This window comes from Streptomyces sp. NPDC053673 (genome assembly GCF_055585225.1).
On the sequence record NZ_JBVJKN010000012.1, the window covers coordinates 148,580 to 165,349 of the forward strand.

Annotated in this window: 14 protein-coding genes; 5 read left to right on the forward strand and 9 right to left on the reverse strand. The window is 71.0% G+C overall.

Features of this window, described 5'->3' with window-relative positions; genetic code table 11:
• Positions 1-75: 75 nt before the first annotated feature.
• The 4 genes from ACZ6ZQ_RS19295 to ACZ6ZQ_RS19310 all read right to left on the reverse strand — a co-directional run bounded on the left by ACZ6ZQ_RS19295 (position 76) and on the right by ACZ6ZQ_RS19310 (position 4,726).
• On the reverse strand, positions 76-2,052 hold the full coding sequence (locus ACZ6ZQ_RS19295; protein WP_469769705.1) for an ABC transporter permease: 1,977 nt from the start codon (positions 2,050-2,052) through the stop codon (positions 76-78).
• 87 nt (positions 2,053-2,139) lie between these two features.
• Positions 2,140-2,949, reverse strand: a complete 810-nt coding sequence (gene modA, locus ACZ6ZQ_RS19300) for a molybdate ABC transporter substrate-binding protein (RefSeq protein WP_469769706.1) — start codon at positions 2,947-2,949, stop codon at positions 2,140-2,142.
• Positions 2,950-3,081: 132 nt separating this feature from the next.
• A complete protein-coding gene (locus tag ACZ6ZQ_RS19305) occupies positions 3,082-3,474 on the reverse strand; it encodes a TOBE domain-containing protein (RefSeq protein WP_469769707.1) in 393 nt (130 codons plus the stop codon).
• Positions 3,475-3,796: 322 nt separating this feature from the next.
• Positions 3,797-4,726, reverse strand: coding sequence for an SDR family oxidoreductase (locus ACZ6ZQ_RS19310; protein WP_469769708.1), 930 nt, complete (start codon positions 4,724-4,726; stop codon positions 3,797-3,799).
• 123 nt (positions 4,727-4,849) lie between these two features.
• Here ACZ6ZQ_RS19310 and ACZ6ZQ_RS19315 point away from each other — a divergent pair, with 123 nt between their 5' ends.
• On the forward strand, positions 4,850-5,416 hold the full coding sequence (locus tag ACZ6ZQ_RS19315; RefSeq protein WP_469769709.1) for a TetR/AcrR family transcriptional regulator: 567 nt from the start codon (positions 4,850-4,852) through the stop codon (positions 5,414-5,416).
• Between the two features lie 125 nt (positions 5,417-5,541).
• Here the strand turns inward: ACZ6ZQ_RS19315 and ACZ6ZQ_RS19320 are convergent, their stop codons facing one another.
• Positions 5,542-6,702: a magnesium and cobalt transport protein CorA gene (locus ACZ6ZQ_RS19320; RefSeq protein ID WP_469769710.1), complete on the reverse strand. Its 1,161-nt coding sequence runs from the start codon at positions 6,700-6,702 to the stop codon at positions 5,542-5,544.
• Positions 6,703-6,869: 167 nt separating this feature from the next.
• Between ACZ6ZQ_RS19320 and ACZ6ZQ_RS19325 the strand changes: the two genes are divergently transcribed.
• Positions 6,870-7,991 (forward strand): winged helix DNA-binding domain-containing protein, encoded by a 1,122-nt coding sequence (locus tag ACZ6ZQ_RS19325; protein ID WP_469769711.1) that lies wholly within the window; start codon positions 6,870-6,872, stop codon positions 7,989-7,991.
• 58 nt (positions 7,992-8,049) lie between these two features.
• On the opposite strand, the gene ACZ6ZQ_RS19330 is transcribed toward ACZ6ZQ_RS19325, so the two are convergent.
• Entirely contained in the window at positions 8,050-8,697 is a 648-nt protein-coding gene (locus tag ACZ6ZQ_RS19330; RefSeq protein WP_469769712.1) for a LysE family translocator, read from the reverse strand.
• 174 nt (positions 8,698-8,871) lie between these two features.
• Entirely contained in the window at positions 8,872-9,708 is an 837-nt protein-coding gene (locus tag ACZ6ZQ_RS19335) for a helix-turn-helix transcriptional regulator (RefSeq protein WP_469769713.1), read from the reverse strand.
• A 104-nt stretch (positions 9,709-9,812) separates the two neighbouring features.
• On the opposite strand from ACZ6ZQ_RS19335, the gene ACZ6ZQ_RS19340 reads away from it, so the two are divergent.
• Both ACZ6ZQ_RS19340 and ACZ6ZQ_RS19345 read left to right on the forward strand, forming a co-directional pair.
• Positions 9,813-11,492 carry an AMP-binding protein gene (locus ACZ6ZQ_RS19340; protein ID WP_469769714.1) on the forward strand — a complete coding sequence of 560 codons (1,680 nt, stop codon included), beginning with the start codon at positions 9,813-9,815 and terminating at the stop codon, positions 11,490-11,492.
• Entirely contained in the window at positions 11,489-13,090 is a 1,602-nt protein-coding gene (locus ACZ6ZQ_RS19345; RefSeq protein ID WP_469769715.1) for an AMP-binding protein, read from the forward strand. Before ACZ6ZQ_RS19340 ends, ACZ6ZQ_RS19345 begins: the two co-directional genes overlap by 4 nt.
• On the opposite strand, the gene ACZ6ZQ_RS19350 is transcribed toward ACZ6ZQ_RS19345, so the two are convergent.
• Both ACZ6ZQ_RS19350 and ACZ6ZQ_RS19355 read right to left on the reverse strand, forming a co-directional pair.
• On the reverse strand, positions 13,081-13,596 hold the full coding sequence (locus ACZ6ZQ_RS19350; protein ID WP_469769716.1) for a GNAT family N-acetyltransferase: 516 nt from the start codon (positions 13,594-13,596) through the stop codon (positions 13,081-13,083). The genes ACZ6ZQ_RS19345 and ACZ6ZQ_RS19350 overlap by 10 nt on opposite strands.
• A gap of 174 nt (positions 13,597-13,770) precedes the next feature.
• The gene (locus ACZ6ZQ_RS19355) at positions 13,771-14,694 is read right to left on the reverse strand and encodes a hypothetical protein (RefSeq protein ID WP_469769717.1); all 924 of its coding nucleotides are present in this window, start codon (positions 14,692-14,694) and stop codon (positions 13,771-13,773) included.
• A gap of 283 nt (positions 14,695-14,977) precedes the next feature.
• On the opposite strand from ACZ6ZQ_RS19355, the gene gcl reads away from it, so the two are divergent.
• Positions 14,978-16,765, forward strand: coding sequence for a glyoxylate carboligase (gcl, locus tag ACZ6ZQ_RS19360; protein WP_469769718.1), 1,788 nt, complete (start codon positions 14,978-14,980; stop codon positions 16,763-16,765).
• The last annotated feature ends 5 nt before the right edge of the window (positions 16,766-16,770 follow it).

A 16,770-nucleotide genomic window follows, 5' to 3' on the forward strand; every position in this document is an offset into this window, starting at 1 on the left:
CGCGACCGGGTGGCGGCCAGGGCGTCCTGGTCCCGCTGGTCACCGTCCGCCCGGCTCGCGCCCGAGGTGACCGGCTCAGAGGGCAACTGCGGTTGCCTCGGTCGCCTTGACGCTGGTCCAGACGGGAGCGCCGTCGGTGAGGCCGAGTTCGGCGAGAGCGTGCGGGGTGATCTCGGCGACGAGGTCCGGGGCCTGGTCCGAGGTGATCAGGATACGCAGCCGGCTTCCGCTGCCGGTGATCTCGCGCACGGTGCCCGGCCAGACGTTGCGGGGGCTGCCGGCGGGCTTGTCGCGGTGCACGGCGACGGCTTCCGGCGCGATGATCGCGAGGGCGTTCGTGCCGGCCGGGAGCGGGTCGGCGACGATGAGCGTTCCGCCGCCGGTGAGTCGGATGCCGTCGGCGGTGGCGGTGCCGGGCCAGGCGTTGCGTCCGAGCATCCGGGCGACCCAGGGGGAGCGGGGGTGCCGGGTCACCTCGGTGGGTGGGGCGTCCTGCAGGGCACGTCCGCCGTCGAGGACGAGGACCCGGTCGGCGAGCGCGACGGCCTCGACCGGGTCGTGGGTGACGATCAGGCAGACGCCGCCGAAGCCGTCGAGATGACGGCGGAGGGTGTGCCGGACATGGGCGCGGGTGGTCTGGTCCAGTGCGGCGAGCGGCTCGTCGAGCAGCAGGAGCCTGGGGCGTGCGGCCAGCGCGCGGGCGAGCGCGACACGCTGTGCCTGACCGCCGGAGACCTGGGCCGGTTTGCGGTGCGCGAGGTGTCCGACGCCGAGCCGGTCCAGCCACTCCTGGGCGCTGCGGCGGGCCTCGGCGCGCGGGACTCCGTGAGCGCGCAGCCCGTATGCGGTGTTGGCCAGGGCGTTCATGTGCGGGAACAGGGCGCCGTCCTGCGGGACCCAGGCCACGTGACGGCGGTGCGGCGGCAGGTCGGTGACGTCGCTGCCGCCGAGCCGGAGTTCGGCGTGGGCGCGTGGGGTGAGGCCGAGGAGTGCGCGGAGCAGCGTGGTCTTGCCTGCGCCGTTCGGACCGACGACGGCGACGGTGGTGCCCGGTTCGGCGTCCAGCGCGAGCCGGTTGAACCCGGTGACGTCGGCATGCAGGGACCAGCGTTCCTGCGCAACGGCATCGTGTGTGTCGGTGTGCTCGGGGTCGAAGTCGGGGTTGGGGACGGGAACGGGGACAGGTGCCCGGGTCACACCCGGTTCTGCCTCGTCGGCCGGGGGCACGGGTACGTGCGAGCGGGCGGCGGGTGTGACGCCCCAGCGGCCGCGCAGGGCGATGAGGACGAGCATCGCGATGGCGAGCAGCAGGAGGGAGACCGACGTCGCCGCCTCGGGCTCGTCCTGGAGCAGCAGGTAGACCTGCAGGGGCAGCGTCTGTGTGGTGCCGGGGAGGTTGCCGGCGAACGTGATGGTGGCGCCGAACTCGCCCAGCGCGCGTGCCCAGGTGAGGGCCGCGCCGGCGAGGAGGCCCGGGGCGACCATGGGCAGGGTGACGGTGAAGAAGACCCGCACCGGCGAGGCGCCCAGGGACGCGGCGGTCTCCTCGTAGCGGGGGCGCAGTCCGCCCAGCGCGCCTTCGAGGCTGATGACGAGGAACGGCATCGCGACGAAGGTCGCGGCGAGGACGGCACCCGAGGTGTGGAACGGCAGGGTGATCCCGAAGGTGTCCTCCAGCCAGGGGCCGAGCAGACCCCGCCGGCCGAAGGCGAGCAGCAGCGCGACTCCGCCGACGGTGGGCGGCAGGACCATCGGCAGCAGTACGAGGGACCGGACGAACGCCTTGCCGGGGAACGGAACGCGCGCCAGCAGCCATGCGAGCGGCACGCCGAGGAGCAGCGACAGGCCGAGTGCCCAGAGCGAGACCAGCAGGGAGAGCCGCAGCGCCTGGGTGGTCCCGGGGGTCGTGAGATGGTCCGTGAGTTCGCCCCACGGTGTCCGTACCAGGATTCCGATCAGCGGCAGCAGCAGGAACGCCACCGCCAGCAGTGCGGGGATCGCCAGGGTGACCGGGGTGCGGTGACCCGGTGTGCGACGGCGGGTTCGTTTCATCGGGGGATCCCTGGGACGCGGATGACGGACGGGGAAGGGCTGCCCGCTCCCGGGGAACGGGCAGCCCCCTCAGGGCAGTCGCCGGGACTAGGGCTGCTGGAAGCCCGCGTCCTGGAGGATCTTCTGCGCCTCGGGCGAGGACAGCCACGCGACGAACGCGGCGGCCGCTTCCGCGTTCTCGGACTGCTTCAGCGTGGCGGCCGGGTACTCGGCGATGGCGTTCTGCGCGTCCGGGATCTCGACGGCGTCGACCTTGTCCGTGGCGGACTCCGCGTCGGTCTGGTAGACGAGACCCGCGTCGGCCTCGCCGAGTTCGACCTTGCTCAGCACGGCCCGGACGTTCGGCTCCTGGGAGACCGGCTTCACCGTGATCTTCTGGGCGTCGAGGATCTTCTTGCTGTACTTGCCGGCCGGCACCTCGGGGGCGGCGAGTACGACCTTCAGCTTCGTGTCCGCGAGGTCCTTGAGCTCGTCGACCTTGTGCGGGTTGCCTTCGACGGTGGCGATGACGAGGCGGTTCTTGGCGATGACGGCCGGGGTGCCGGTGTCCGCCTTCACGCTGTCCATGCTCTTGGTGTCCGCGGTGACGAGCGCGTCGGCCGGGGCGCCCTGCTTTACCTGGGCGACCAGCTCCTGTGACCCGGCGAAGGAGAAGGTGATCTTCGTGCCCGGGTGCTTCTCCTCGTACGCGGCTCCGGCGGTCTTGAAGACGTCGGTCAGTGAAGCGGCCGCCAGCACCGTCAGGTCGGCCTTGGGAGCTCCGGCTGCGGACTCAGTCGTCTTTCCGTCGCCACCGTCCTTCTTGGAGTCGTCGTTGCCGCAGGCGGCAAGCGGGACGAGGAGGGCGGCGGTCAGTACGGCAGCGGCGGCGCGGCGTCCGGTGAGGGTGCGGGACATCAGGGTGGGACTCCTTGGGACATGGCCGGCTTGGCGCCGTCCGAGCGGGATGGTGATGAGCCGCGCCGGTGACGGGCGACGCCGCTTGGTTGTGCAAGGGGTCAGGTGCGGTCGATTTGGTTGTGCAAGGGGTCAGGTGCGGTCGATGTGCACGCTGGTCGACTTCACGCGGGCGGTGGCCTGCATGCCGACTTCGAGGCCCAGTTCCTCCACGGCCTCCCTGGTCAGCAGCGAGACGAGCCTGTGCGGGCCTGCCTGGATCTCGACCTGGGCCGCGACGTCGCCGAGCTTGACCGCGGTGACGATGCCTGGGAAGGCGTTGCGCGCCGACGTGTAGGAGGCGTCCTCCTCGACGCCGCCCTGGGCGACCTCGATGGAGAAGGCGGCCAGGTCCCGGCCGTCGATGAGGCGGCGACCGCTGTCGTCGCGATGGGTCGCGACCCGGCCGGCGTCCGCCCAGCGGCGCGCGGTGTCGGGACTGACGCCCAGCAACCGTGCGGCCTGTCCGATGGTGTAGGACTGCATACGCGCCACGCTAGAGCCAGTGACCTGGCATCTGCAACTCTACGTGTAATTATCCATCGCAGATGCCAGCCCAGCAGGAGGAAGGTCCAGCTGATCGGTGTGAGGGCGTCGCTGCGGTGCACGGGTGGGAGGCCGCGCTTCGAACCGGACGGACCGGAACCGCGAGCAGCCGGACTCAGGAGTGCGCGCGGGTCCATGACTGCGTCGCACACCTGCTGTGCGCCAGGATGGCCCCATCCGTCTCCCGGGCCCCGTTGTGGCCCGGCGCTCCCGAGGTCGCGCCGAAGCGACAGTGACGGTACGTAAGCTTCAGGCGCGTTGATCAGGCGGACGGGCCGTGGAAGTAGTGGCCCTTGTCGAGATCGTGGATGAGTCCCGGCTGTGTCGGCTGCCATCCCGTCAGCTCGCGGGTCAGGGCGCTGGAGGCCGGCTGGTCGCCCGCGAGGATGGCGGTCAGCCAGGTGAAGTGCTCGCCTGCGTCCGTGGGAGAGACGGAGACCACTGGCAGGTTCAGATGGCGGCCGATGACCTCGGCGATGTCACGTATGGGCACGCCCTCGTCCGCGACGGCGTGCAGCGTCGATCCCGCGGGAGCCTTCTCCAGTGCGAGGTGGAAGAGGTGTGCGGAATCGAGGCGGTGTACAGCGGGCCAGCGGTTGGTGCCGTCGCCGATGTAGCCGGAGACGCCCTTGTCGCGGGCGATGTGGACCAGGGCCGCGATGAATCCGCGGTCTCCCTCGCCGTGAACGGTCCGAGGCAGCCGTACGACGGACGAACGGACGCCACGGGAAGCGAGGGAGAGCGCCCAACTGGAGGTGGCGGCGCGGGACTGCGGGCCGTCACCCCGGGCCGCCGTGTCCGGGAGGCTGTGCCCGTCGCGTTCGGTCGCCGAATGCCCGGGTTCCACGGGCGTCCCGGAGGCGATGACGAACGGCCGGTCAGAACCCGCCAGCACCTCGCCGATCGCCTCGACGGCGCGGCGGTCGGCGTCGGCGGCGCCCTGGAAGTCCCCCGAGAAAGCGATGTCGTGCTTGAACGCGAGGTGGATCACGCCGTCCGATGCGGCCGCTGCGCGCCGCTGGGTTTCGAGATCGTCAAGGGTGCCGCGGACGGTCTCGGCCCCCGCTGAGGCCAGGGCGGCGGCTGAGGCATCCGACCGGGCGAGCCCGACGACCTGATGACCCGCGCCGATGAGCTCGGGGACGACGGCGGAGCCGATCCAGCCGGACGCGCCGGTGACGAAAACGCGCATGCGAAGACCTCCATGTGAGTCAACCGTCCGGGCCGCCGGGTGCGTGGCGATGGACTGATGACAGTGACTGACATCAACCCTAACATGCGATGTCAGTCACTGTCATCGCGTAGGATCAGGGGCATGGGTCGATGGGAACCAAACGCGCGCGGACGGCTGGAACAGGCGGCGCTGGAGCTCTACAGCGAGCGCGGGTTCGAACAGACCACCGTGAAGGAGATCGCCGAGCGGGCGGGACTCACGGAGCGAACGTTCTTCCGCCACTTCACCGACAAACGTGAGGTCCTGTTCCCTCACGCCAACCCCCTGCAGGAGTCCCTCGTCACCGCCCTCGCCGGCGCCCCTGATGCGGCGGCGCCGATCGACGCGGTGGCCGCGGCCCTGGAGGCCGCCTCCGATCTGTTCCGGGAGCGCCGTGAGCTCTCCAGGCGGCGCCAGGCCGTCATCGCCGCCAACTCGGAGCTTCAGGAACGCGAGCTGATCAAGCTGGCGTCACTCTCCTCGGCGATGGCCGATGCACTGCGCCGACGCGGCGTCGCAGACCCGACCGCGAGCCTGGCCGCCGAGGTCGGGGTGGCCGCCTTCAAGATCGCGTACGCACGCTGGATCAGCGAGACCAAGCAGCGGGACATCTCGGAACTCATCCGGGATTCACTCGACGAACTCAAAGCCGTGACCGCAGGCAAGTGAGCAAGGCCCAAGCCTGCGGCGTGGAACGATGCCGCACCTACCCTTCGAGCGCGGCCCGTTGCTCGCCCGACAGTCCTGACGCCAACTGCTCGAAGCCGCGGCCGGTTCCGGCGAGGCCGCACCGTCTAGAGCCAGTCCCGCCGTTTGAAGATGAAGTACAGGCTCACACAGACGAGCCCCATCAGGCCGATCGCCAGGGGGTAGCCGAAGCCCCAGTGCAGCTCCGGCATGTTGTCGAAGTTCATGCCGTAGATCGTTCCCACCAGTGTGGGTGCAAAGAGGATGGCCGCCCACGCCGAGATCTTCTTGATCTCCTCGTTCTGCTCGAACCCCGCCTCCGCCAGCGCCCGCATCTCCGCGTTCTGCTGCTGCGTCACCAGGGTCGTGTTGACCGTCAGGATGTCGGCGAGGGCCTGGCGGAAGCCGTCGACGCGCTCGCTGGTGTGGGTGACGTGGTCGGCGACGTCGCGGAGGTAGCGCTGGAGCTCCTCGTCCGTCCCGTATTTGGCGAATCCCGCCATCAGGCCGTGGAGCATGCCCACCAGGGGACGGGTGGCGCGCTGGAACTCGACCATTTCGCGGGCGAGTTCGTAGATACGGCGGGACACGGCGGGGTCGCCGCCGAAGACCTCGGTCTCGATCTCGTCGATGTCGTTCTGTACGCCCGCGACGACCGGGGCGTAGCCGTCGACGACCGCGTCGAGGATGGCGTAGAGGACCGCCTCCGGGCCGAGCGCCAGCAGCTCGGGGGTGTCCTCCATGCGGCGGCGGACCGCCGAAAGGTCTGGGGCGGCGCCGTGGCGGACCGTGATCAGGAAGTCGCGGCCGACGAAGACGTGGAGCTCGCCGAAGTCGACCTCCTCCGGGGCGTCGAGGTAGCGGGCGGCGCGCAGGACGACGAAGAGCGTTTCGCCGTAACGTTCCAGCTTCGGGCGCTGGTGGGCCTCCAACGCGTCCTCGACGGCCAGCTCATGGAGGTCGAATTCCTCGGCCAGCGAGAGCAGCTCGGACTCGGACGGCCGGTGCAGACCTATCCAGGCCATCCCGGCCGGCTCCTCGCGCAGCTGGCGGAACGTCTCGGCGAGCGACGCGGGTGCCGAGACGCGGCGGCCGTCGCGGTAGAGCGCGGCCTGGACGATGCTGCCCTGGTCCTTCTGCACGGGGGCCGAGGCGGGCGACTGTGCGGCGGGTCCCGGCGGCCGGGGCGGGGTCGCGGCGGGGGCCGTCCGGCGACGCCAGGCAGGCTTCTTCGGGATCGGAACGGGGCGCGCTCGTCGGTCGGACATCCTGAGGTCACCTCCCACGCGACGTACGCGGCGCCGTACGCGCTGCGTACAGGCCTCCCTGATCGGCCACGGAGCAGGATATACGGGCTCAATCGCACCGGCATGGCGGCGCCGGGAAACACTATTGCGGACAGAAAGTGTCCGCAAGGATGGGTAGCGTGCCGGTCATGGTCTCGAAGACACTCCCCGTGCTCGGCCCCAGGGCGCTGGGCCGCGCCACGCTGGACCGCCAGCTGCTGCTGCGCCGTGACCCGGAGAACCGGCCGGCCGTCGAGGCCGCCGTGAACCACCTCGTCGGCCTCCAGGCGCAGAACGTCAAGCCCCCGTACTACGCCCTCGCCGCCCGGCTGCACGGATTCCGCCCGCAGGAGCTTTCCGGGCTGATGGAGTCGCGGGAGGTCGCGCGGCTCGTCACGATGCGGTCCACCATCCATACGCACACCGCGGGCGACTGCCTCACCCTCCGCCCGTTCGCCCAGGCAGGAGGCCCCGACCGGGAGCTGAGAATGTTCGTCAAGCGGCTGAACGGCGTCGACCTCGACCACCTCGCCACGCTCAGCCGGGAACTGGTCGAGGAACGCCCCCGCCCGGTCAAGGAGCTCCGCGAGGCGCTGCTCACGCGCTGGCCCGACGCGGACCCTCTCGCCCTCACCGTCGCCGCGCGCTGTCTGCTGCCGCTGGTGCAGGTCACCCCGCGCGGACTCTGGGGCAGCAGCGGCCAGGTCATGCTGACCACCGCCGAGCAGTGGTTCGGCAGGCCGGTCGAGCCCGCGCCCGAGCCCGAAGCGGTCGTACGGCGCTACCTCGCCGCCTTCGGGCCCGCCTCGGTGAAGGACATGCAGACCTGGTCCGGGCTGACCCGGATGCGGAGCGCCTTCGAGCGGCTGCGCCCCGGGCTTCTCGCCTTCCGGGACGAGAACGGCGTGGAACTGTTCGACCTCCCGGACGCGCCCCGTCCGGACGCCGGCACTCCAGCCCCGCCGCGCTTCCTTCCCGAGTACGACAACCTGCTGCTCTCGCACGCCGACCGCTCCCGCTTCATCCCCGAGGAGTTCAGGCTGCGCACCTGGAAGGGGAACCAGCCCTACTGCGTCTTCCTCGTCGACGGACTCCTCGCCGGGATCTGGCGGCTGGAGGAGGCCGGGGACGCGGCCACGCTGACCGTCCAGCCCTTCGAGAACCTGACGCGGTCGCAGCGCGCGGCCGTGGCCGAGGAGGGCGAGCGGATGCTCACCACGATGACCTCGGCCACGACCCGCGACGTGCGGTTCGGGGCGTTCGCGGACTGACCGGCGCACCGGCCGGCGGTCCGCCTCGGTCCGTCGTATCAGCCCGCATCCATCCGCATCAGTCCGCGCGACCCGTCGCCGCGACCGTCACCCCGAGCCCGATCATCGCGAAGCCGCCCGCCCCGCCGACGAGGGAGAGCCGCCGCTCCGAGCGGGCGAACCAGTTCCGCGCGGCCGCGGCGCCCAGCCCCCACAGGGTGTCCGTGACCAGTCCGATCGCGATCGGAACCAGGCCCAGCACCAGCATCTGCGCGGGCACGTTGCCCTGGGAGTGGTCCACGAACTGGGGGAGTACGGCGGCGAAGAAGACGATCCCCTTGGGGTTGGTGACCCCGACGACCATCCCGTCGAGGACGGTGCGCAGATCACCGTGCGCCGGGCCCGCCGGTGCGGCCGCGATGGCCGAGGTCTTCAGCTCCTTGCGGTGCCGGAACGCCTGGACGCCCAGAAGGACCAGATACGCGGCGCCGGCGAGCTTCACCACGAGGAACACGGTCACGGAGCTCTCCACGAGCGAGCCGACACCGAACGCGACGGCGACCACGAGGACGTATGAGCCGAAGACATTGCCGATCACCGTCGCCAGCGCGGTACGCCGGCCATGGGCCAGCGCACGCCCGATCACGAACAGCACGCTCGGCCCCGGGATCACGATCACCAGGAGCGACATCGCCGCGAACGCGAGCACCCGATCCGCCGACACCATGCCGTACACCTCCGTCGTCCGTCGTCCGCCGCCGCGACCACTTCGCGTCGCGGCGCGCCCGCACACGGTCTCACGCGCGGACCCAGCCCGGGGCGGCATCGGCCTACGAGACGGGGCGTGGGCGTCCGGAGCACGCCCACGCCGCTCCCGCCCCGCCCACTGCGCACCCCATGCCTACGGCAGCAGCCCCGCCCGCCGGGCCGCCACCACCGCCTCCAGGCGCGTGTGCGCACCCAGCTTGCGCATCGCGGCGCGGAGGTAGCCCTTGACCGTCTCCGGGCGCAGCCCCAGGCGGTCGGCCGCGGCCGCGTTGGTCGAACCGCCGGCGACGCAGGCGAGGACGTCCAGCTCGCGCGGTGCGAGTGCGACGCCCGGGACACGGGCGGCCGAAGGGCCCGTCGCGGCGAGCCGCCCGCATACGGAGAGCAGGTCCTCGCGCAGCGAAGCGTCGGCGATCCGTGGTGCCAGGGCGCGCAGTTCGCGGTGGACCTCGCGGACCTCCTCCCAGGCGTGCCGGCCACCGGGGCCGGGATCCGGTTCGCGCGCCACGGCCAGCAGCCGCTGCACCTCGTCCTGGACGGCCAGCGTCTGCTCCACGTCCCGCGCGGCGGCCACCGCGGCGTCCAGCGTGCGTTCGCCCAGCGGCAGCGGCGTACGCAGCGCCCCGTACAGCACGCCCCGTACCTTCCGGCGTACGACCACGGGCACCGCGACCACCGACCGCAGTCCCTCGGCCGCCACCGCCGTGTCGTACTCGTGGCTGATGTGCCGGGCCGCGGGGTAGTCGGTCACCGCACAGGGCCGCGACAGCGCGATCGCCTTTCCGCCAAGACCGTTGCCCGACCAGATCGCCAGCCCGCGCAGCGCGCCCGTCAGCGCCCCGTTCAGCTCGGCGATCCGCATCTGCCGCGGTTCGTGCAGCAGTCCGCCGAAGGCGATCTGCAGCCCGGTGGCGCGGCGGAGCCGCAGCAGTGCCGCCCGTATCTCGACCGCCTCCGCCACTGAGGTCATGTGTTCCGGTCCTCCCGACAGCACAGCACCCCCGTACGGGGGTAGTGAGACCTGCGTCACCGATTACACGATGCCACTGACGGGTCCCGCAATGAGGAGGGCACATGACGGCAGGCAGCGAGACCGAGAGGTTCCGGGCGGCCCGGGATTTCCTGCTGCAGCACCGGGAGAACTACGCGACGGCGTACGAAGGATTCAGCTGGCCCCGTTTCGAGCGGTTCAACTGGGCCCTGGACTGGTTCGACGCGATCGCCGCCGGTAACGACCGTACCGCGCTGCACATCGTCGAGGAGGACGGCCCGGCCACCCGGATCACCTTCGCCGAGATGTCCGCGCGGTCGAACCGGGCGGCGAACTGGCTGCGGGAGCAGGGCGTACGCGCGGGAGACCGGATCCTCGTGATGCTCGCCAACCAGGCCGAGCTGTGGGAGACCGCGCTCGCCGCGATGAAGCTGCGCGCCGTGGTCATCCCCGCGACGCCGCTGCTTGGCCCGGCCGATCTGCGGGACCGGATCGAGCGGGGCCAGGTCCGGCACGCGATCGTCCGGGCCGAGGACACCGCCAAGTTCGCCGATGTGCCGGGGGCGTACACCCGTATCGTCGTCGGGGAGCGCGCGGAGGACGGCTGGCTCGCCTACGAGCAGGCGTACGACGCGTCCGAGAGCTTCGAGCCGGACGGGCCCACCCGCGCCGACGACCCGCTGATGCTGTACTTCACCTCCGGCACGACCGCCCACCCCAAGCTCGTCGAGCACACCCATGTCTCCTACCCCGTCGGCCATCTGGCCACGATGTACTGGATCGGGCTCCAGCCGGGCGACGTCCATCTCAACATCTCGTCACCCGGCTGGGCCAAGCACGCCTGGTCGAACCTCTTCACGCCGTGGAACGCGGAGGCGACCGTCTTCATCCACAACTACACCCGCTTCGACCCGGCCCGGCTGATGGCGGAGATGGACGACGCGGGCGTCACCAGCTTCTGTGCCCCGCCCACCGTGTGGCGGATGCTGATCCAGGCGGACCTGAGCCGGCTGCGGACACCCCCGAGGGAGGTCGTCGCGGCCGGAGAGCCCCTCAACCCCGAAGTGATCGAGACGGTACGGCGCGCATGGGGCGTGACCATCCGGGACGGCTTCGGACAGACCGAGACGGCGGTCCAGGTCTCCAACAGCCCCGGCCAGCTGCTGAAAGCGGGCTCGATGGGCCGGCCGAGCCCCGGCTTCCGCGTGGAACTCCTCGACCCCGTCAGCGGGAAGCCGGGCGCCGAGGAGGGCGAGATCTCCCTCGACCTGTCGGACCGGCCGGTGGGCCTGATGACCGGCTACCACGGCGACCCCGAGCGTACGGCGGAGGCGATGGCGGGCGGCTACTACCGCACCGGCGACATCGGCTCCCGCGATGCCGACGGGTACATCACCTACGTGGGCCGCGCGGACGACGTCTTCAAGGCGTCCGACTACAAGATCTCGCCGTTCGAGCTGGAGAGCGCGCTCCTGGAGCACGAGGCGGTGGCGGAGGCCGCGGTGGTGCCTGCGCCGGACCCGCTGCGCCTCTCCGTCCCCAAGGCGTACGTGGTGCTCGCGGCAGGCTGGGAGCCGGGACCCGGGACGGCGAAGGAGATCTTCGCGCACTCGCGCGCGGTGCTGGCGCCGTACAAGCGCGTCCGCAAGCTGGAGTTCGGCGAGCTGCCGAAGACCGTCTCCGGGAAGATCCGCCGTATCGAGCTGCGCGAGGCCACCGCCGCCGGCTCGACGGCCGAGTACGACGAGGGGGACCTGCGGTGACTCTGTCGTACGCACACGGTGTCAGCGGCACCGAGCTGCTCGGCGACACGATCGGCGCGAACCTGGACCGGGCGATCGCGGCACACGGCGAGCGCGAGGCGCTGGTCGACGTGCCGTCCGGGCGCCGCTGGACGTACGCGGAGTTCGGCGCGGACGTCGACGAGCTGGCGAGGGCGCTGCTCGCGCGCGGGATCGCCAAGGGGGACCGGGTCGGCATCTGGGCGGTGAACTGTCCGGAGTGGGTGCTCGTGCAGTACGCCACAGCCCGCATCGGCGCGATCATGGTGAACATCAACCCGGCGTATCGCGCCCACGAGGTGGAGTACGTACTGAACCAGGCCGGGATCTCGCTGCTCTTCGCTTCTCTCGCCCACAGGACGAGCGACTACCGGGCGATCGTCGAGCAGGTGCGCGGGAACTGCCCGGGGCTGCGGGAGTCCGTGTACATCGGCGACGACAGCTGGACGGAGCTCCTGTCGGCGGCGGCGTCCGTGGGGCCGGACGAACTCGCCGCGCGCGAGGCGCAGTTGTCCTGCGACGACCCGGTCAACATCCAGTACACCTCCGGCACCACCGGATTCCCCAAGGGTGCGACCCTCTCCCACCACAACATCCTCAACAATGGTTATTTCGTCGGGGAGATGGTCGGCTACACCGAGCAGGACCGGGTCTGTCTGCCCGTGCCCTTTTATCACTGCTTCGGCATGGTGATGGGCAATCTGGGTGCCACGTCGCACGGTGCGTGCATCGTCATCCCGGGGCCGTCCTTCGATCCTGCCGCCACGCTGCGGGCCGTGCAGCAGGAGCGCTGCACGTCGCTCTACGGCGTCCCGACGATGTTCATCGCGGAGCTGAACCTCCCCGGCTTCGGGACGTACGACCTGAGTTCGCTCCGCACCGGGATCATGGCGGGCTCGCCCTGCCCGGTGGAGGTGATGAAGCGGGTCGTCACCGAGATGAACATGGCGGAGGTGTCGATCTGTTACGGGATGACGGAGACCTCCCCGGTCTCCACCCAGACCCGGCGCGACGACGACCTGGAGCGGCGCACCGGCACGGTGGGCCGGGTGCTCCCGCACGTCGAGGTCAAGGTCACCGACCCGGCCACCGGCGTCACCCTCCCGCGCGGTGAGGCGGGCGAGCTGTGCACCCGCGGCTACAGCGTGATGCTCGGCTACTGGAACGAGCCGGAGAAGAGCGCCGAGGCCATCGACCCCGGCCGCTGGATGCACACGGGCGACCTCGCGGTGATGCGCGACGACGGCTACGTCCAGATCGTCGGCCGCATCAAGGACATGATCATCCGCGGTGGCGAGAACGTGTACCCGCGCGAGATCGAGGAGTTCCTGTACGGCCACCCGAAGATCGCCGACGTCCAGGTGGTCGGCGTGCCGGACGAAAAGTACGGCGAGGAGATCCTGGCCTGCGTCGTCCCCCGCGACCCGGACGATCCGCCGACGCCGGACGACCTCGCCGCGTTCTGCCGCGAACGGCTCGCGCACTACAAGATCCCCCGGCGGCTGGAGATCCTCGACGCCTTTCCGATGACGGTGAGCGGCAAGGTGCGGAAGGTGGAGCTGCGGGAGCGCTACGGCTGAGCCACGTCCCGGCGCATGCACACCCGGGGCCAGCGGTCCAGGCCGTGTTCGGCCTCCGCGTGCCGGATCTCCCGCAGCCCCTGGGTGAGTTCGCCGTCGCCCAGCGTCCGGAAGCCGAGGCGCGCGTAGTACGGCGCGTTCCACGGAACCTCGGTGAACGTCGTCAGGGTGAGGGCGGTCAGGCTCTCGGCCGCGGCCACTGCCGCCACGTGGTCGATCAGGGCGCGGCCCAGACCGCGCCGGGCGACGGCCGGGTGGACCGACAGCTGCTCGATGTGGGCGGCCCCGTCGACCGGGTCGCAGAGGAGGTACGCGACGGGAAGGCCGTCCCCGTCCGCCGTCACCCAGGCGTGGCCGTCCCGGCGGTACTGCTCCAGGACGTCGAGCGCCGGCGGCTCGTCGTCGGCGATCGACGCCATGCCGAGGGCGCGGAAGGGTTCCCCGGCGGCCCTTTCGATGTCCTGGAGGAGCGGCAGTTCGGCGCGGGCGGCCGGTCGGATGCGCATACGGCGAGTATCGCTCAGCGACCGGCCGGCCGGGCCGCCGCCGTCACCACGAACCCGCCGCGCGATGGTGGCCCAGGGAATGTCTTCAAAGTAGCGTCGGGCAGACGGGATTTCGAAGACACGACCCACCGCGACCGCTTTCCGTGTCGTACGAGATGCCGCGGACGGCCGTCGTCAGGCGCCGGCCGACAGAAGCTCGTCCGCGGGACCGTTCACCGGCTGTGGGGTGCCGGTGAGGTCCATGACGAACAGCGGGACGCCGAGATCGTCGGCGCGGGCCCGGGCGTCCGCCGCGTACCCCGCGAGGGAGAAGAAGACGCTGACCGAGGACGCGCTCAGCCCGTTCAGCCACAGGCATTCGACGGCGCGCAGGGTGGCCGGGCGGGTGGTGGGGTCCACCTGGGCGACCAGACCGGGTCCGCGCAGATCGATCCCGCTGGTGGACCGCTCCTCCGGCTGGACGACCTCACGGAATCCCAGCCAGCGCAGATACAGCGCGGCGGCGGTCACCGCGTCGCGCGCGGTGCGGATCGTGACCGGGTGGAAGGTCGGGCGCGGCACGGAGGTCGTGCGGGGCAGCGGGATGTGCGAGGGCCGGCCCGTCGCGCCGTCGCTCGCCTCCGAGGTGGCGTCTGGGGTCGACGAGGTGGACGAGGCGGGAGATCCCGGCGCCGGGGTGGGAGACGGTGCGGACGGGGAGGCGGCGCCGGACCCCGGGCCGCCGGATCCGGGTGCGCCCGACCCCGGCCCGCCCGGCACCGGTCCCGTCGCGCCCGAGGCGGCGGAAGCGGTCCGTGGTGACGCCGCCGCCCCCGCGGACGATGTCGGGGCGGCCGTCACCGGCCGGACCGGGACGCGCAGGACCGTGCCGCACGGGCAGCCCAGCTCCGGCTGCGGCCACTGGTCCTGTCGCCCGCACGCCTGACACCGGACGGTGACCCAGTCGTCGGTCCATGTGCGGCGCCGTATCGGCTCACAGGGGGCGCCCTGGAGCAGCGGCGGGGCGAGCGGCGCCCCGCAGGCGCACGGATAGACGGGCGACGCGAACGTGTGCGTACGGCGGCAGACCGGGCAGCGCACCGGTACGTGATCTCCCATGGCTGTCCCCCTTCGGCGCTGTCGGCCACGCCTCGTGGTCCATCGTCCACCAACCGAGACGCCTTGGGGAGGGACTTCGGCCATCGCCGGCAGGCCCCTCCCTTGACGCGATCCGGGAGGCGGCTTAGATTGATTCCGGATAGTAGAAGAATACTTCCGCATCCCGGAAAGCCACCGGAAGAACACCGGAAAGCATCCCGGAACAGCACGGAACAAGCTCGGAATCGACGCTCTCAGGTGGCGCGACAGAGCCCGATCCGCCAGGCCGAAGCAGGAGCACTCCATGCCCCGTATGACCGCCGCCCGAGCGGCAGTTGAGATCCTCAAGCGCGAAGGCGTCACCAACGCGTTCGGTGTGCCGGGCGCGGCGATCAACCCCTTCTACAAGGCCCTCAAGGAGGGCGGCGGCATCGACCACACCCTCGCCCGCCATGTCGAGGGCGCCTCGCACATGGCCGAGGGCTACACCCGGACCTGCCCCGGGAACATCGGAGTCTGCATCGGTACGTCCGGCCCCGCCGGCACCGACATGATCACCGGCCTCTACTCCGCCATCGGTGACTCGATTCCGATCCTCTGCATCACCGGCCAGGCGCCGACCTCCGTGATCCACAAGGAGGACTTCCAGGCCGTCGACATCGCGTCGATCGCCAAGCCGGTCACCAAGGCCGCCACGACCGTCCTGGAGGCCGCGCAGGTCCCCGGCGTCTTCCAGCAGGCCTTCCACCTGATGCGCTCCGGACGCCCCGGCCCGGTCCTCATCGACCTGCCGATCGACGTCCAGCTCACCGAGATCGAGTTCGACCCGGAGACGTACGAGCCGCTGCCGGTCTACAAGCCCGCCGCGACCCGCGCCCAGATCGAGAAGGCGATCTCCTTCCTGCTGGAGTCCGAGCGCCCGCTGATCGTCGCCGGCGGCGGCATCATCAGCGCCGACGCCTCCGACCTGCTGGTCGAGTTCGCGGAGATCACCGGCACGCCGGTCATCCCCACCCTGATGGGCTGGGGCACCCTGCCCGACGACCACGAGCTGAACGCCGGCATGGTCGGCGTCCAGACCTCGCACCGCTACGGCAACGCGAACTTCCTGGAGTCCGACTTCGTCCTCGGCATCGGCAACCGCTGGGCCAACCGCCACACCGGCTACAAGCTCGACGTCTACACCAAGGGCCGCACGTTCGTCCACGTGGACATCGAGCCCACCCAGATCGGCAAGATCTTCGCCCCGGACTACGGCATCGCCTCGGACGCGAAGGCCGCGCTGGAGCTCTTCGTCGAGGTCGCCAAGGAGCTGAAGGCCGCGGGCAAGCTGCCCGACCGCGACGAGTGGATCGCCTCCACGCAGGAGCGCAAGGCCACCCTGCAGCGCCGTACGCACTTCGACAACGTGCCGCTGAAGCCGCAGCGCGTGTACGAGGAGATGAACAAGGCCTTCGGCCCGGAGACGCGCTACGTCACCACCATCGGCCTCTCCCAGATCGCCGGCGCGCAGATGCTGCACGTCTACAAGCCGCGCCACTGGATCAACTGCGGCCAGGCGGGCCCGCTCGGCTGGACCATTCCAGCCGCGCTCGGTGTCGCAACCGCCGACCCGGAGGCCCAGGTCGTCGCGCTCTCCGGCGACTACGACTTCCAGTTCATGATCGAGGAGCTGGCGGTCGGCGCCCAGCACCGCATCCCGTACGTCCATGTCCTCGTGAACAACTCCTACCTGGGCCTGATCCGTCAGGCGCAGCTGGGCCTGGACATCAACTTCCAGGTCAACCTGGAGTTCGAGAACATCAACGCGCCGGAGCTCGGCGTCTACGGCGTCGACCACGTGAAGGTCGCCGAGGGCCTGGGCTGCAAGGCCATCCGGGTCACCGAGCCGGACCAGCTGCTGCCCGCCTTCGAGGAGGCGAAGAAGCTCGCCGCCGAGTACCGGGTGCCGGTCGTCGTCGAGGCGATCCTGGAGCGGATCACCAACATCTCGATGAGCCGCACCATGGACATCAGCGACATCTCCGAGTTCGAGGAGCTCGCGACCGAGCCGGGCCACGCACCCACGGCCGTGAAGGCGCTCAAGGTCTGACGGGG

Bases quoted from the DNA above. Each gene is read 5' to 3' on its own strand.
- ACZ6ZQ_RS19295 (WP_469769705.1), bottom strand. From the start codon at position 2,052: ATGAAACGAACCCGCCGTCGCACACCGGGTCACCGCACCCCGGTCACC.
- modA (WP_469769706.1), bottom strand. From the start codon at position 2,949: ATGTCCCGCACCCTCACCGGACGCCGCGCCGCCGCTGCCGTACTGACC.
- ACZ6ZQ_RS19305 (WP_469769707.1), bottom strand. From the start codon at position 3,474: ATGCAGTCCTACACCATCGGACAGGCCGCACGGTTGCTGGGCGTCAGT.
- ACZ6ZQ_RS19310 (WP_469769708.1), bottom strand. From the start codon at position 4,726: ATGCGCGTTTTCGTCACCGGCGCGTCCGGCTGGATCGGCTCCGCCGTC.
- ACZ6ZQ_RS19315 (WP_469769709.1), top strand. From the start codon at position 4,850: ATGGGTCGATGGGAACCAAACGCGCGCGGACGGCTGGAACAGGCGGCG.
- ACZ6ZQ_RS19320 (WP_469769710.1), bottom strand. From the start codon at position 6,702: ATGTCCGACCGACGAGCGCGCCCCGTTCCGATCCCGAAGAAGCCTGCC.
- ACZ6ZQ_RS19325 (WP_469769711.1), top strand. From the start codon at position 6,870: ATGGTCTCGAAGACACTCCCCGTGCTCGGCCCCAGGGCGCTGGGCCGC.
- ACZ6ZQ_RS19330 (WP_469769712.1), bottom strand. From the start codon at position 8,697: ATGGTGTCGGCGGATCGGGTGCTCGCGTTCGCGGCGATGTCGCTCCTG.
- ACZ6ZQ_RS19335 (WP_469769713.1), bottom strand. From the start codon at position 9,708: ATGACCTCAGTGGCGGAGGCGGTCGAGATACGGGCGGCACTGCTGCGG.
- ACZ6ZQ_RS19340 (WP_469769714.1), top strand. From the start codon at position 9,813: ATGACGGCAGGCAGCGAGACCGAGAGGTTCCGGGCGGCCCGGGATTTC.
- ACZ6ZQ_RS19350 (WP_469769716.1), bottom strand. From the start codon at position 13,596: ATGCGCATCCGACCGGCCGCCCGCGCCGAACTGCCGCTCCTCCAGGAC.
- ACZ6ZQ_RS19355 (WP_469769717.1), bottom strand. From the start codon at position 14,694: ATGGGAGATCACGTACCGGTGCGCTGCCCGGTCTGCCGCCGTACGCAC.
- gcl (WP_469769718.1), top strand. From the start codon at position 14,978: ATGCCCCGTATGACCGCCGCCCGAGCGGCAGTTGAGATCCTCAAGCGC.